General features: G+C 55.9%; 12 protein-coding genes and 1 pseudogene. 7 read left to right on the forward strand and 6 right to left on the reverse strand.

Annotation, left to right across the window (positions count from 1 at the left end):
- Positions 1-35: 35 nt before the first annotated feature.
- Complete coding sequence (gene tyrS / locus AC0L73_RS03495; RefSeq protein ID WP_227950265.1) at positions 36-1289, forward strand: tyrosine--tRNA ligase; 1254 nt, start codon at positions 36-38, stop codon at positions 1287-1289.
- 7 nt (positions 1290-1296) lie between these two features.
- Here tyrS and AC0L73_RS03500 read toward each other — a convergent pair whose 3' ends face one another.
- Positions 1297-4479 carry a YhdP family protein gene (locus tag AC0L73_RS03500; protein WP_473654879.1) on the reverse strand — a complete coding sequence of 1061 codons (3183 nt, stop codon included), beginning with the start codon at positions 4477-4479 and terminating at the stop codon, positions 1297-1299.
- A gap of 91 nt (positions 4480-4570) precedes the next feature.
- On the opposite strand from AC0L73_RS03500, the gene AC0L73_RS03505 reads away from it, so the two are divergent.
- The 6 genes from AC0L73_RS03505 to AC0L73_RS03530 all read left to right on the forward strand — a co-directional run bounded on the left by AC0L73_RS03505 (position 4571) and on the right by AC0L73_RS03530 (position 10840).
- Entirely contained in the window at positions 4571-7549 is a 2979-nt protein-coding gene (locus tag AC0L73_RS03505) for a bifunctional [glutamine synthetase] adenylyltransferase/[glutamine synthetase]-adenylyl-L-tyrosine phosphorylase (RefSeq protein ID WP_473654880.1), read from the forward strand.
- 14 nt (positions 7550-7563) lie between these two features.
- Positions 7564-8025: a thioredoxin-dependent thiol peroxidase gene (gene bcp, locus AC0L73_RS03510; RefSeq protein WP_473654881.1), complete on the forward strand. Its 462-nt coding sequence runs from the start codon at positions 7564-7566 to the stop codon at positions 8023-8025.
- Positions 8022-8291, forward strand: a complete 270-nt coding sequence (locus tag AC0L73_RS03515; RefSeq protein ID WP_473654882.1) for a hypothetical protein — start codon at positions 8022-8024, stop codon at positions 8289-8291. The genes bcp and AC0L73_RS03515 overlap by 4 nt, the downstream gene beginning before the upstream one ends.
- A complete protein-coding gene (locus AC0L73_RS03520; protein ID WP_473654883.1) occupies positions 8209-8841 on the forward strand; it encodes a ferritin-like domain-containing protein in 633 nt (210 codons plus the stop codon). Before AC0L73_RS03515 ends, AC0L73_RS03520 begins: the two co-directional genes overlap by 83 nt.
- Before the next feature lie 109 nt (positions 8842-8950).
- Entirely contained in the window at positions 8951-10396 is a 1446-nt protein-coding gene (locus tag AC0L73_RS03525) for a peptidoglycan DD-metalloendopeptidase family protein (protein WP_473654884.1), read from the forward strand.
- 21 nt (positions 10397-10417) lie between these two features.
- On the forward strand, positions 10418-10840 hold the full coding sequence (locus AC0L73_RS03530; RefSeq protein ID WP_473654885.1) for a bactofilin family protein: 423 nt from the start codon (positions 10418-10420) through the stop codon (positions 10838-10840).
- A gap of 67 nt (positions 10841-10907) precedes the next feature.
- On the opposite strand, the gene ndk is transcribed toward AC0L73_RS03530, so the two are convergent.
- The 5 genes and pseudogenes from ndk to AC0L73_RS03555 form a co-directional block, all read right to left on the reverse strand.
- Positions 10908-11330 carry a nucleoside-diphosphate kinase gene (gene ndk / locus AC0L73_RS03535; RefSeq protein WP_473654886.1) on the reverse strand — a complete coding sequence of 141 codons (423 nt, stop codon included), beginning with the start codon at positions 11328-11330 and terminating at the stop codon, positions 10908-10910.
- A 100-nt stretch (positions 11331-11430) separates the two neighbouring features.
- Positions 11431-12696: a SulP family inorganic anion transporter gene (locus AC0L73_RS03540; protein ID WP_227950249.1), complete on the reverse strand. Its 1266-nt coding sequence runs from the start codon at positions 12694-12696 to the stop codon at positions 11431-11433.
- A 123-nt stretch (positions 12697-12819) separates the two neighbouring features.
- Positions 12820-13011 (reverse strand): annotated as a pseudogene (locus AC0L73_RS03545) (GFA family protein); the annotation flags it as partial.
- Between the two features lie 54 nt (positions 13012-13065).
- Complete coding sequence (locus tag AC0L73_RS03550; protein ID WP_227950247.1) at positions 13066-13542, reverse strand: SRPBCC family protein; 477 nt, start codon at positions 13540-13542, stop codon at positions 13066-13068.
- Positions 13535-13858 carry an ArsR/SmtB family transcription factor gene (locus AC0L73_RS03555; protein WP_473654887.1) on the reverse strand — a complete coding sequence of 108 codons (324 nt, stop codon included), beginning with the start codon at positions 13856-13858 and terminating at the stop codon, positions 13535-13537. Before AC0L73_RS03555 ends, AC0L73_RS03550 begins: the two co-directional genes overlap by 8 nt.
- Positions 13859-13963: the final 105 nt, after the last annotated feature.

Below are 13963 nucleotides of genomic sequence, written 5' to 3' on the forward strand. Positions count from 1 at the left end.
CGCTCTTGATCCTCATTAGAACAGAATTACGTCCCATGACCGAATTACGCTCCGACTTCCTTAAAGTCTTCACTGAACGCGGCTACTTGCATCAATGTACAGATATTGACGCGCTGGATAAAGCCTTTGCTGACGAGATCGTCACGGCTTATATCGGGTTTGACTGCACAGCAAAGAGCCTCCATGCGGGCAGCCTGATGCAAATCATGATTTTGCGTCGTCTTCAGAAGGCCGGACACAAGCCAATCGTGCTGATGGGCGGCGGGACGACGAAAGTCGGTGACCCGACGGGGCGTGATGAAAGTCGCCCGCTGATCACCGACGAAGTGATCCAGGAAAATATGGATGGCATCAAGAAGGTATTCGAGAAATTTCTCACCTTCGGGGATGGTCCGACCGACGCGATCATGGTCAATAACGCCGACTGGCTCGATAATATCCAGTACATCCAGTTCCTGCGCGATTATGGCCCCCATTTCTCCATCAACCGGATGTTGTCGTTTGATAGCGTGAAGCTCCGGCTGGAACGCGAGGAATCCATGACCTTCCTCGAGTTCAACTACATGATCCTGCAAGCCTATGATTTCGTCGAACTCAAGAAGAAATACAATTGCAGCCTGCAGCTTGGCGGCTCAGATCAGTGGGGCAATATTGTTAATGGCGTCGAACTTGGCCGGCGAACGAATGGATTCTCCCTGTTCGGCCTGACTTCCCCGCTGCTCACCACCTCCTCTGGTGCGAAGATGGGCAAGACCGCGGGCGGTGCCGTCTGGCTTAACGAAGACATGTTGAGCGCCTATGATTACTGGCAGTTCTGGCGCAACACCGAAGACGCTGACGTCGGCAAGTTCCTCCGGCTGTTCACCGAAATCCCGATGGATGAAGTGGCGCGTCTGGAAAATCTCGACGGAGCGGAGCTGAACGAGGCGAAGAAAATCCTCGCCGATGCCTGCACCGAAATGGCCCATGGCAAGTCGGCCGCCGAGGCCGCGGCCGAAACCGCCCGGCAGACGTTCGAAATGGGACAGACCGCGGAAGGCCTTCCGACATTGGAAATCCCGAAAGCGGAGCTTGAAGAGGGTGTTCTCGCCGCCGCCTTATTTCAGCGGACAGGTCTCGCCAATTCCAACTCCGAGGCGCGGAAATTGATCAAGGGTGGAGGCGCCCGGCTGAATGATGAGAAAATCTCTGACGAGAAAGCGATCGTCAGTCTTGATAATCTTGATGCGGACGGCCGGATTAAGCTTTCGGCGGGCAAGAAGCGGCACTACCTGATCCAGCCGGTCTGACGCTCACTTAAGGGCTCGGGCGGTTGTCCGGCTTGTTGGTTGATGGCGGCTGAATATCATCCTGATCCCAAGGTTCGAAGAACATCCGGCGGAGGATGCCCGGTGCCAGCGCTGAAACGGCATTGACGTCAATATCCGGATCTTTCAGTCCGCCTGTTACCTTGTAGGAAAAGCCGAAGATCCCTTCTCCCTTCTTGCCAACAAGAAGAGTACCCAGGATTGGTATATTTCCCAGCATGGAATTCAGGGTATAGGATGGAATAACAGTTCCGAACATGTCGATCTTGTCGGCTGGCTGATCCACAGAACCAGTCAGGGTGATCCCGATAGAGCCGATAGCGCGAAAATCCTTCGTTTTGAAAATCCCGTTCTCATAGGTGAAGGGCCCCTCCACCGTGGCAAAGACCATCCCATCACCCCGCAGCAGGTCAACAATACCACCAAGGGAGCCGAGGGTCAGTATCTTGCCCAGCACCGGCGCGTTCACCACCCGCACATCCTTGATATTAATTGCTCCCGTAGCCGGGCGGGATGGCAGGCTATCGTCGATCTCGGCGGTCAGTTTCAGATTGCCGTCACGGAAATCGTCATAAAGGTCCAGCCCCCGAAAGAGAGACCCCGCATCGTCGGAAATGAAACTTACCTGCCGCCCCTTTGCAGAAGGCCTGATTGTGAATTCGAAGCTCTTGTCGCCCTCGAACTTGCCCTTGGCCATGCCCGTTGTAATCAGGTTTCCGTCAATGCGCATATCGGAGCTAACATTATCAAGAGTGAGATCCTGATCGAGCAACACCCGGTCGAAATCGACATGAATATCTATCTGGCGGCTCTTTTCCGGGCCGTCAATATCCACTTCGTTCAGGTCATAAGTCGCCACCACAAAGGGTTTCAGGTCGAACTGAGTCCCCCGCACCCTGATTTTCATGTCGCCCGCCGTCGCCTGGGTGAAGGAGACATTGAAGTCATTTTCGCCATAACGGACACTCGGCATTGTCAGGTCGGTCAGCAGGCCACCCGTCAGCTTCGCCGTACCTGCCGCCGTCAGGTCCCCGACCGCAACCGCGACATTGGAAAGCGTCGTCACATCCGCCGCATCAGAATTGATCTCCGCCGTGAATGTTCCGGCCACACCCGCCGCTTTTGACCAGTGAAGGGAATCCACATGGATTTCTGTCTCCGTGACATCCAGCTTGATCTCTCCGCTGGCGCTACCGTCAGGGATGGTTTCAAGGGTGATATCCGCCGTCATCGGGCCCGCAAGATAGGACGTCTCCAGATGGAGCGCCTTGCGATCCGCGTCATTGGGAGTGGCGGTCAAGACATAGCGGCGATGGCCTTTTTTCGCACCCGAGAACCAGCTTTCCGCCTTGATGTCGGCGGGCACATCATTGAGCGCAGCCGATCCTGTCACCTGCACTCCCTTCGGATCAACCGCGACTTTCAGCGCACCATCCGTGAGGGTCACATTCTCCGCCACGTCCGGGATGGTCGCATCGGTAAAATCGCCCTTCGCCCAATATTCGACCTTTTCAAGCGTCAAATCAAAGCGCAGCGGGAATTTAAACGACGCATCAACCGTTCCCGTCCCCGTCATGGCGGAAGGAACAATGCCGTAGGGCGACGCGAGGCCGAGTGGTTCCAGATCGAGGAAGGTAAAGATTTCCTGGCTGCTGCCCGTCACGCGGATGACGATATCGGCAAGCTGGTCATATTTATCAAATTCGTTGATGATCACCTTATCAGAGGTTACATCAAGGCTGCCAAGCTTACCGGTTAAGCCGGTAATTGTGACCCCGGTTTCCGTCAGCACCCCGCTGCCATCAATATCGGTCACCTTGGGAAGCGGCGCGTAATAATCGGCCGAACCGCCCTTCAAATCGAATTTAAGGACGACGGAATCTTTCGGGATATTCCCACTCGAAAGCGCGCCGGGCGGCAGGTCAATGGTAAAGCTCGCCTTCGGCACCGTACCGTCGCGGATATTCTTCGTCACCCAGTCATAGCCATTGCTCGCCATGGAATAGGGCCAAAATCGCCCAAGGTCATTGACGGTTAAGTTTGCCAGATCCCCTTTGATCGAGAGGCCCACCCCCTCTTCGGCAATATCAACGGCCCCCGTCATATCAACCTTCGCGCCTAAAGTTTCGGCCTTCACACTATCGATTGTGACCTTCGTGAAATCGCCTGTCACCTCCCCCGAAACCGAAACAGAATCAATTGGCAAAGGCTGTTTATACAAGTCAGGCAGATCGACGGCACCGGCGCCCGCCTTTACATCGAACCCTAACATATCGAAGCTGAATTTTTCATCCAGGTCGAGATTGACATGTCCAGACAAGATGAGATTAATGCCTTTCAGCATCTCCAGCTCTGCCACCTGCGCGCCAACCAGCGGGAGTGGCAAGTCATTAAACTGCCCATCAATCTGTGTGCGTTTGAGTTCCCGATCATAGTCGCCGAACGCCACCACAGAGACATTCTCGTTCCCGACCTTGATGGTACCGCTGGCTTGGCCGCTCAGGCCCCGTTCTTCGCGCCATACAAAGACATCCGCACCAGTCACCCGCCAAAACCGGCCCAGTATCTCATCTTCGATAAAGACAGCGGAATCATAGAGCTCCAGCCGTTCGAGATAACCAGTCAGGCTCTCAGGGTCTGGCTCCTTACTGAGTTCCTTCAGGATATCAAGATAGCCTTCCTCCAGGGCAACTTCTTCCGAGTTCTCATCGGGGTTGGTTGTCTTTACTCCACTGGTGCCTGCTTCGGCCATCAGGCTATGCTCATAACCGAACTTGATCTCGCCATTCTTGTTGCGGGTAAGGCGTATTTTAAGTCCGGTAAATTCAAGTTCCGCCGGAGCAATCCGCCCGCGCAGGAGCGCCGCACCGCTGAACACCATCGTCACATCCGGGATGGAGACAACCCGGCGTTTCTCTTCCGCTATTTCCAGATTATCGATCGCCACCATCAGGTTTTTGTCACGACCGTTCCATTCCAGTTCAAGTTTACGGAAGGAAAAATCAACCTCTGGATACTGTGCCTCCAGAATCTGCACGACATAAGGTTCGATAAAGGATAGTGACATCGGCCCGCGCGACAGTCCCGCCACCAACGCGAGCGCCACGAGGAAGACAAGAACAACGGCCCCCATCAAGGTCCGGTACAATAATCTGGAAGTAGTTCTGACCAACTTAAAAATTCGCTTTTAATAGTGCTTGTATAAAAAAAGTCTGTCCCGATAATTGACGTTTGTATCGTAACGCATGCAACCCGGATTAGGAATGCAGGATATCGCAGAAATTAAAAAAATTCCGTTCCTCGATGTGATGGCGGAACTACCCTCTCCCGGCGATGCCGAATTGCTCGTGGTCGGGCTTGAAAGCTGGCAGGAGGTCACCGCCAATGACCCCGAGCTGGCGGCCTTCGCCGTACGTCTTGCCGAAACCGACGCCGGCCCGAAAATCCTTGCCAGTGTTTTTGGCAACAGCCCGTTTCTATCGAGCTGCCTGCTGGCGGAGCCATATCTCCTCCGGCATCTGGTCGAGGAAGGTGCCGACCGGACACATCAATGGATATATAATAAGCTTCACGCGGATTGCGAGTTGGACGCGGATCGTGACGCGGTAATGGCCGCGCTGCGTGTCGCGAAACGGCGCATTGCCTTGCTCACGGCGCTCTGCGATATGGGCGAAGTCTGGGAATTGATGAATATCACCGGCGTTCTGTCCACCTTTGCCGACACGGCGGTGGAAATCTGCTGCCGACATCTTCTCAAATCCGCGAGCGACAAGGGCGAATTGACCCTGCCCTACCCGGACGATCCGACAAAGGACAGCGGCCTGATTATCATTGGCATGGGCAAGCTCGGTGCGGGGGAGCTTAATTATTCCTCCGATATCGATCTCATTATTCTCTTTGATGCGGCGAAGACTACCTATACCGGTCGCCGCTCGGTTCAGGACTGCTTCGTCCGCATCGCCCGAAACCTCGTCACCATGATGCAGGAACGCACCCGCGACGGCTATGTCTTCCGGACCGATCTGCGGCTCCGGCCTGATCCCGGCGCGACGCCCATCGCGCTTTCCATCGGCGCGGCCCATGTCTATTACGAAAGCCAGGGCCAGAACTGGGAACGTGCCGCCATGATCAAGGCCCGCGCCATCGCCGGGGACCTCACCGCCGGGCGGGAGTTTGTCTCATTTCTGACGCCCTTCATCTGGCGCAAATCGATGGATTTTGCCGCGATTGAGGATATTCAGGCAATCAAGTCGCAGATTCATACCCATAAGGGATTTTCGAAAATCTCGCTGGAAGGGCATAACATCAAGATCGGCCGGGGTGGCATTCGAGAGATCGAGTTTTTCTGCCAGACCCAGCAGCTGATCGAGGGCGGGCGCAACCCTCTCTTGCGCGAGGTGACGACGCTTGGCACCCTCTCCCAACTCGCCGCCGCGGGCAAGATCGGCACCAGCGTGCGCGAAGAATTGCAAGAGGCTTATGTTTATTTGCGCGAGTTGGAACACCGCCTGCAGATGACCCATGACGAGCAGACCCAGCTCCTGCCCGACGACCCGGAAGATTTTCGCAAACTCGGTGTCTTCTTCGGCTTCGACGACGCGGAGGAATTTCGCAAAAGCCTCCGCGCCACGCTTGAAACCGTGCAGGGCCATTACGATGAGCTTTTCGCGTTTGAGGAGACGACAGACCGTAAAGCGGGCCGACTGGTCTTTACCGGGGCGGACGATGATCCGGAAACGCTTGTCTCCCTCGGCGAACTTGGGTTTGAGAATACCAGCGCCATCTCTCAGAAAATCCGCGAATGGCACCATGGCCGATACCGTGCGACGCGCAATGTCCGCTCTCAGCAAATCCTGACCAGCCTGATGCCGAACATCCTTGAGGCCCTTGGTGATACCAGTAACCCGGACGCCGCCTTCACCCGTTTCGATGTGTTCTTGCAAAAGCTGCCCGCCGGGGTTCAGCTTTTCACCATGTTCAAGGCGCACCCGAGTTTGCTGAAATTGCTGGCGAAGGTGATGGGCATGGCGCCGGAACTTGCGGAAACCCTTTCCGGCAATCCGATGCTGCTCGATGGTGTGCTGGATAGTGAATTCATGGCGCCGCTGCCGCCGAAGGATTATCTCGCCGCCGATCTCGAATTAATCCTCTCCACCGCGCGGGATTTTCAGGATATCCTCGACTACACCCGCCGCTGGGCGAATGACCGCAAGTTTCGCCTGGGCGTGCAGATCCTCGATCATGAGGATCATGGCACCGGCCTCGGCGCGACCGTTGCTGCCGGTCCCGCCTTCTCCGATGTTGCGGACGTGATTCTGGAGGCGATGCTGATCAAGGTGCGCGACGAATTCGCCCGCACCCATGGCGTCGTGCCGGGCGGTGAATTCGCCGTGATTGCCATGGGCAAGCTTGGCAGTCGACAGATGACCCCGGCCTCCGATGCGGACCTGATCTTTGTCTTTGACACACCGGAGGAAGATATGGTCACCGACGGCAAGAAGCCGATCTCTGCCGGTCTTTATTTTACCCGCTTCTGCCAACGCTATATTAATGCGCTTAGCGTCCACACCGGGGAGGGCCAGCTCTATGAGGTGGATATGCGCCTTCGTCCGCATGGTAAATCCGGCCCCATCGCTCTCCCCCTTGCCAGCATCCACAAATATTACGAGGACGAGGCATGGACGTGGGAGCATCTGGCCCTCACCCGTGCGCGGGTGGTGGCAGGCGATGCTGCGCTTTGCGAGAAAACCGAAAAAATGCTGCGCGAGATTGCGCTCACCAAGCGTGACGCGGAGAAAATCCGCGAAGATACCCTCAGTATGCGCGCGCGGGTGCTGAAACAGCATGGCAGCGACAACCCGCTCGCCATCAAACATGCGAAAGGTGGGCTGATGGACCTGGAATTCCTCTGCCAGTATCTCCGTCTCAAATACGGGCCGGAGCATCCAGACATCCTCCATCCCAATTCCATGGACAGCCTGAAAGAGATGAAGGCATCAGGGATCCTGCCAGAAGAAACAGCCGACAGGCTGATGGATATTCTCAAGCTCTATCTTAATATCAGCGGGCTCAAGCAGCTTTGCCTCGGCGGGCGGAAAATCGACGAGAGCATCCCTCTCGCCCTTAAAAATGCGCTCGCCAAAGCCGGAGAGGTTGATAATTTCGACGCGCTTGCTAAAAAGCTCAAAACCGCACAGGACGATATCGACCGGCTTCTGAATGACCATCTCGCCGGTGATTAACAAAGGAGTAACCCATGCCCGACGTTGGAGAGAAAGCCCCGAAATTCAATATGCCCACCGATGGCGGGGAGGATGTGAGCCTCGCTTCGCTGAAAGGCACGTCGTTCGTCATCTATTTCTACCCCAAGGACAACACACCGGGATGCACAACCGAGGCCATCGAATTTTCGGAAAAACTTGAAGAGTTCGACAAGCTTGGCGTGAAAATCATCGGGGTTTCGAAGGATTCTCTCAAAAAGCATGCAAATTTCCGCGAAAAGCACGGGCTCAAAGTGATCCTTGCCGCCGATGAAGACGGCGCGACGTGTGAGGCCTTCGGCGTCTGGGTCATGAAGAAAAATTACGGGCGCGAATATATGGGCATTGAGCGGTCCACCTTCCTGATCGATGGCGACGGCGTTATCCGCAATGTCTGGCGCAAGGTGCGGGTGAAGGGCCATGTGGACGCGGTGCTGGAAGCTGCGGGCGACCTTTGACAACAACCCTCTCTGATCTTGCCGTTGCCATCCTGAATGAGCCGGACGCCGCGCAGAAGGCTGTCAAAAGCCGGAGCGCGGCGATCGCCTGGCGCGCATCGAACGGCATGATGGAAGTTGGCATCACCGCCCCGCCCGACCGGCCCGCAAGGCCCGCGCGGCCCGAACTTCTCCCCGGCGGAGATGCCGCGTCGGCGAGGTCAGTCCGATACGGCGCGGGCGACGTTACTCCATGCAGTACAGCATATCGAACTCAACGCCATTGATCTCGCCTGGGACATGGTCGCGCGCTTCACGAATGAGAGCCTTCCCCGCGATTTCTATGATGACTGGGTGCGCGTCGGGGATGAAGAGGCAAAGCATTTCAATTTGCTCGCTGATCGGATTGCCGAACTTGGGTTTAGTTACGGAGACTTTCCCGCCCATGACGGGTTATGGGAAGCGGCAATGGCGACGCGCGAAAACCTCGCCGCCCGGCTTGCCGTCGTGCCGATGGTACTGGAGGCGCGAGGCCTGGATGTGACGCCGGCGATGATTACCCGATTCGGCAAAATCGGTGACGAAAAGAGCGTCAACGTCCTTAATGTTATCTTAAAAGACGAAATTGGTCACGTCGCGATCGGCAGCCGCTGGTTCCACCATTTTTGCGAAAAAAGCGGCCTTGATGCACAAAAGACATGGCAGGATCTTGTGCAGAAATTCTTTAAAGGCCTTTTAAAACCTCCGTTTAACGATACCGCACGCGAGATTGCAGGATTGCCCGCCAATTACTACCACCCCTTGTCTACACCTCTCCCTCAAAAACAGACAAAATAGGGCAAATTTTAGGCGCCTCTGACAGCGGTTGATGTTAACAGAAAAATCAGTATCTATTATCCATTATTCCCGTAATTATTGATACGAAACGAAGAAGCAGGATGAGCAAATGAGGCTGAAGGCCGTCATAGATAAACTCTTTACGGACCGTCAGGTGATCATCTCCACCCGGGGTGAGCTCAAATATCTCAAGCTTTCCGTTGCAGCGCAGGCGATGGGCTTTGCCACCGCCGTCGGCTTTGGCGGTGTATTTACCTATCTTATGGTATCGGGGGCGCTGCAATACCGCGAAATAACAATACAACAAGCGACCCTCCTCTCCTTACAATCTGACTTCAACTCAGTCTCCTCCGATTTCGAATTGGCGCAATCGAAAATCATTGCGACCCAAAACGAGCTGGATCAGCAATATGCCCGCCTTGAGGATGTGCTGGCCGACCGTCAGATCGTTGAGCAGGCACTGGAATTTGCCTCAAGTAAAGCAGGCGACAAAACACAAAAGAAATCGCTGGAAGATCGCATCCGCACCCTCGGTGAGAGCCTGCACAGCACTAACGCCCGGCGCGAACAGCTTGAACTGGAGATAATGCAGCTGAACAAGGCGCTGTTCCAGACCGCCCGTCAGCGCGATGAGGCCGATACTGACCGCGAGAAGACCCATTCACGGATCGCCTCCCTCCGGGGGCTGGTCAATCTCTATGCCTCGACAAAGGACGAGATTTACAAGGAGCTGGAGCACACCCGCACTGAATTTGCCAGCCTGAAAAATGAATTCAACAGCCGCGTTCACTCCGAAGGTAAACTGAACGCCGAAGTGAGCGAGCTGCGCTCCCGCCTGACAAAAATTTCGAGCGAGAACAAGGACCTGATCGGCCGCATTCACGACCGCACGAATGAAAGCGTGATGGCACTGCGCGAGATTATTGTCCTCACGGGCCTTGACCCCGAAAAACTCCTCGGCCACAACGATGCAGAGGCCGGCCTAGGCGGGCCATTTGTGGCCGCTGTGCCCGGCGTCAAGCTACTGGAAACGGAGCAGGACTTCTACGCCCAGACCCAGAAGATGGAGGCGAGCCTCGCCCGCTGGGAATCCCTGCAGACTTTGCTCAAGCAACTCCCCCTCGCCCGGCCTGTGGATGTCGGCTATATCACATCGAGCTTCGGCAAGCGGCGGGATCCGATGACCAAGCGCACCGCCTTTCATTCCGGCGTTGATATCGCGGGGCCGAAAAATTCAAAAATTCTGGCCACCGCACCAGGTGTTGTCACCTTCGCGGGCAAGAACGGCGCCTATGGCACCATGGTCACCATCGACCACGGGCTCGGTTTCAAGACGCGCTATGGCCATTTGAAGAAGGCGCTCGTCAAGAAGGGCGACAAGATCGAATACCGAACCGAAATTGGCGTGATGGGATCAACCGGTCGAAGCACCGGCCGTCATGTCCATTATGAAGTCATCTATGAAGGCGAGCATCAGGACCCGGCAAACTTTATCAAGGCCGGTCGATATGCGTTCAAAGCAACGCCGAAGCTTGAGAAAGCCGCCGCCGACTAATTCTGCGAAAGAGGTTATTCCATGTTTTCCGGTAACAGCAAAACCGATACGAAATCCGCCAAATCCAACGCCATGCCCTCGATCATCGCGGAAAACCTCAATATTGAGGGGAACCTCTTTTCCGAAGGGGAAATCCAGATCGATGGACAGGTCAGTGGCAATGTGCAGGCAAAGACCCTGACTATCGGCCAGAATGCCGAGATTAACGGAGATATCAACGCAGGCACCCTGATCATTCGCGGTGCGGTGAACGGAAGCTTGCGCGGAGAGGAAATCACCGTGACCTCAACCGCAACAATCCGGGGCGACATTGTCCATGCCTCCCTCAGCATTGAGCCCGGCGCGAAGATCGACGGCCATCTCAAGCATAGCGAGAACCCGCGCGATTTGCCCGACACCGTCACCTTCCTCGAGAAATCCGAGGCAGTCAGCGGCGAGAAATAACGGCCAGTATACAGACGCAAAAAAGGCCCGCTGATCAGCGGGCCTTTTCTTTGGGTTGGTGTCTCGCTTAAGCGTGGATTTCGGAGCCAGAGAAGAAATAGGAAATCTCAATCGCGGCGTTGGCATGGCTGTCGGAGCCATGCACGGAGTTGGCTTCGATGCTTTCGGCGAATTCCTTGCGGATTGTGCCTTCATCCGCATCGGCGGGGTTCGTTGCACCCATGACTTCGCGGTTCTTCATGATGGCGTTTTCACCTTCCAGAACCTGAACAACAACCGGGCCGGACACCATGAAATCGCACAGCTCACCAAAAAACGGACGCTCTTTATGAACGCTGTAGAAAGTCTCGGCATTTTCGCGGGTCATGCGAATGCGCTTCTGCGCGACGATCTTAAGGCCGGCTTCTTCCAGCTTGGCGTTGATCTTGCCGGTCAGGTTGCGGCGGGTTGCATCGGGTTTAATGATGGAGAAAGTACGTTCAATAGCCATTGGGTCACTCACCTTAAATATAGGGGACGAAGGAATATTTCCGCGCCTTATAGCGCTCCCGCGCGCAGGCGGCAAGGCGTTTGATGGGTTTTGCCGTATTTTACCTGTCCGGTGGGGTCCAGTCGCTTTCCACGGATTTGCGTCGACTAAACCGCAGGGCCAGGCCGATGGAGACCCCGGCGCCAATGGCCACAGTCAAATCGACGACAACGGTCAGGATAAGGGTCAGAAACAAAAGAAAGATGTCACTCTTTCGCCCGCGCAAATACTCGCCCCATTTATGCGGCTCGGTCATGTTCCAGGCGGTAACGATCAAAAGCGCGGCAAGAGCTGGCATCGCAAGATAGCTTGCAAGCGGCGCCGCGAGCAGCATCACCAGCAATATGACGGCCGCATGGATGATCCCCGCCACTGGCGTTTTACCGCCCGCCTTGATATTCGTTGCCGTCCGCGCAATCGCGCCGGTTGCCGGAAGGCCCGTGAACAGCGCCGACGCAATATTGGCGGCACCCTGCGCGGAGAGCTCGGCATTCGGCCTGTGATGTCCCTCGATCATTTTGTCCGCAACCATGGCGGAGAGCAGCGATTCAACCGCCGCCAGAAAGGCAATGATAAAGGCAGAGGGAAGCAGTTCGATAATCCGCGAGACGGAAAAATCCGGTAATTCCGGCCAGGGCAACTGGCTTGGCAACTCCCCAAAGCGGGAGCCGAGCGTATCCACCGGTAAATTCATGAACACCACCAGAGCCGAGCCAACCCCCACGGCGACGATCAGCCCCGGAAAACGCGGCGCAACCCGGCGCAGAAAAACAATCAGAACAAGCGTCACGATCGCGACGGCAAAGGTCGCCAGACTGAATGTCTCCCGCACTTCCCAGAGTGCCGGGATTTTCTCCAGAAAGTCAGCCGGATCTTCTACCACCGACAAACCCAGGAAATCCTTGAGCTGGCTCGTAGCGATAATAACGCCGATCCCGATGGTAAAGCCGTTCACCACCGCCTCCGGCACGAACGCAATCAGGTTTCCGGCTCGAAAGTAACCCGCTATGAGCAGAATTATGCCCGCCATAAAGGTCGCCAGAACGAGGCCGTCATAACCATGCTCGGCAATCACCCCAAAAACTACGACGATAAAGGCACCTGTCGGCCCACCGATCTGCACCCGGCTCCCGCCCAGTAGAGATATCAGGAACCCCGCAACGATGGCGGTCACAATGCCCTTCGCCGGGTCCGCCCCGGATGCGATTGCAATCGCAAGGCTGAGCGGCAAGGCAACCATGGCAACGGTCGCGCCCGCAAGTAAATCGGATACAAATATGGACCAGCTATAGGACTGGATTGTCGTCAGGATCTTTGGTTGGCGCATCAGGAGAACTTATAGACGGAGTGAAATGATATGCTTTATTTATATACACAATTCCAGTCAGTCGTACAGTAAATAGAGAGAACCGGACGGAATTCCCTCTCCCGTCCGGCCCTGATTGCAGCGCTATGACGTCACCCAGTCGCCCAGCATCCGCCATTCCGCCATCTTCCCTCCGAGTTGAACCGCGCTGCGGTCCGGGAAGTTCAGGAGGGAACTGTGCCCCGTCCCGCTACCGCGTTGACAATGATGGCATTGGCAATGAAGTTCAAATACCGGGGCGCTGTCGGTTTCGTAGCGCACCGCCCCGCAGGCGCAGCCGCCGGAATAGTGTTTTTTCCGTCATGATATAATCCGTTCAGAATGACGGCCTTACGCCGCCGCACCGGTGGCGCAGGGCTCAGCGAAGACATCGATCGGCTCATCTGTTTCCAGATAGGACTTGAGGCTGGAGAGCACGAGCGGCCAGCCCTTGCTGATTCCGGCTGCCATGCCGCTGCCGGCTTCCAGTTCGTCATGGGTGACGGTCAGCTTCACCATATCCTCATACGGCACCAGGTCGAAGGTGACGCGGCTGTGTTTCTCCGGGAGGTCATATTCGGACGGGTCCGACCAGCTGATTACGAGGCGGTTGGGCGCGTCGACCTCAAGCACGTTGCCCGCAATATTGACCTTGCGCTCGTCATTGTCGCGGACATGCTCCCATTTGGAGCCGACCTTCCAGTCGGAGACATTCTCATGGCCCCAGTAGCGGGCGGCAATCTCGGGCCGGGTAATCGCCTCGAATATCTTTTCGGGCGTCGCGCGGATAAAAGTCACATATACAAAAGTCGTCTTTTCCTTAGTCATCAGTCTCTCCTTCCAGTTCGGTTTTCAGGTCATGCAGCAGGGCGAGGCGCTGCTGCTCGAATTTTCGTATCCAGCGTTCATAGATGGTCTGCAGCGGCACCGGGTTGAGGAAATGAAGCTTCTCCCGCCCCCGCTTTACCGTTGAGACAAGATTAGCCTCCTCCAGCAGCCCGATATGCTGCGTCACCGACTGGCGTTTCATGTCCATATGCTCGCACAGCTGCCCGAGTGTCTGGCCATTCTTCTCGCAGAGCAGATCCAGCAGTTTCCTGCGGGATGGATCGCCCAGCGCCTTGAATGTCTTGTCATCATCCATACTCTACTCCTTGGGATGAATAATATGCAGGTATTTACCTGCATGTCAAGAAGAACGCTCCGAATTCGCGTCTATAGGCGATTTTCCGGCTTTCGGGCGGGCGCG

The sequence above is a fragment of the Sneathiella sp. D3-11 genome (genome assembly GCF_055809395.1).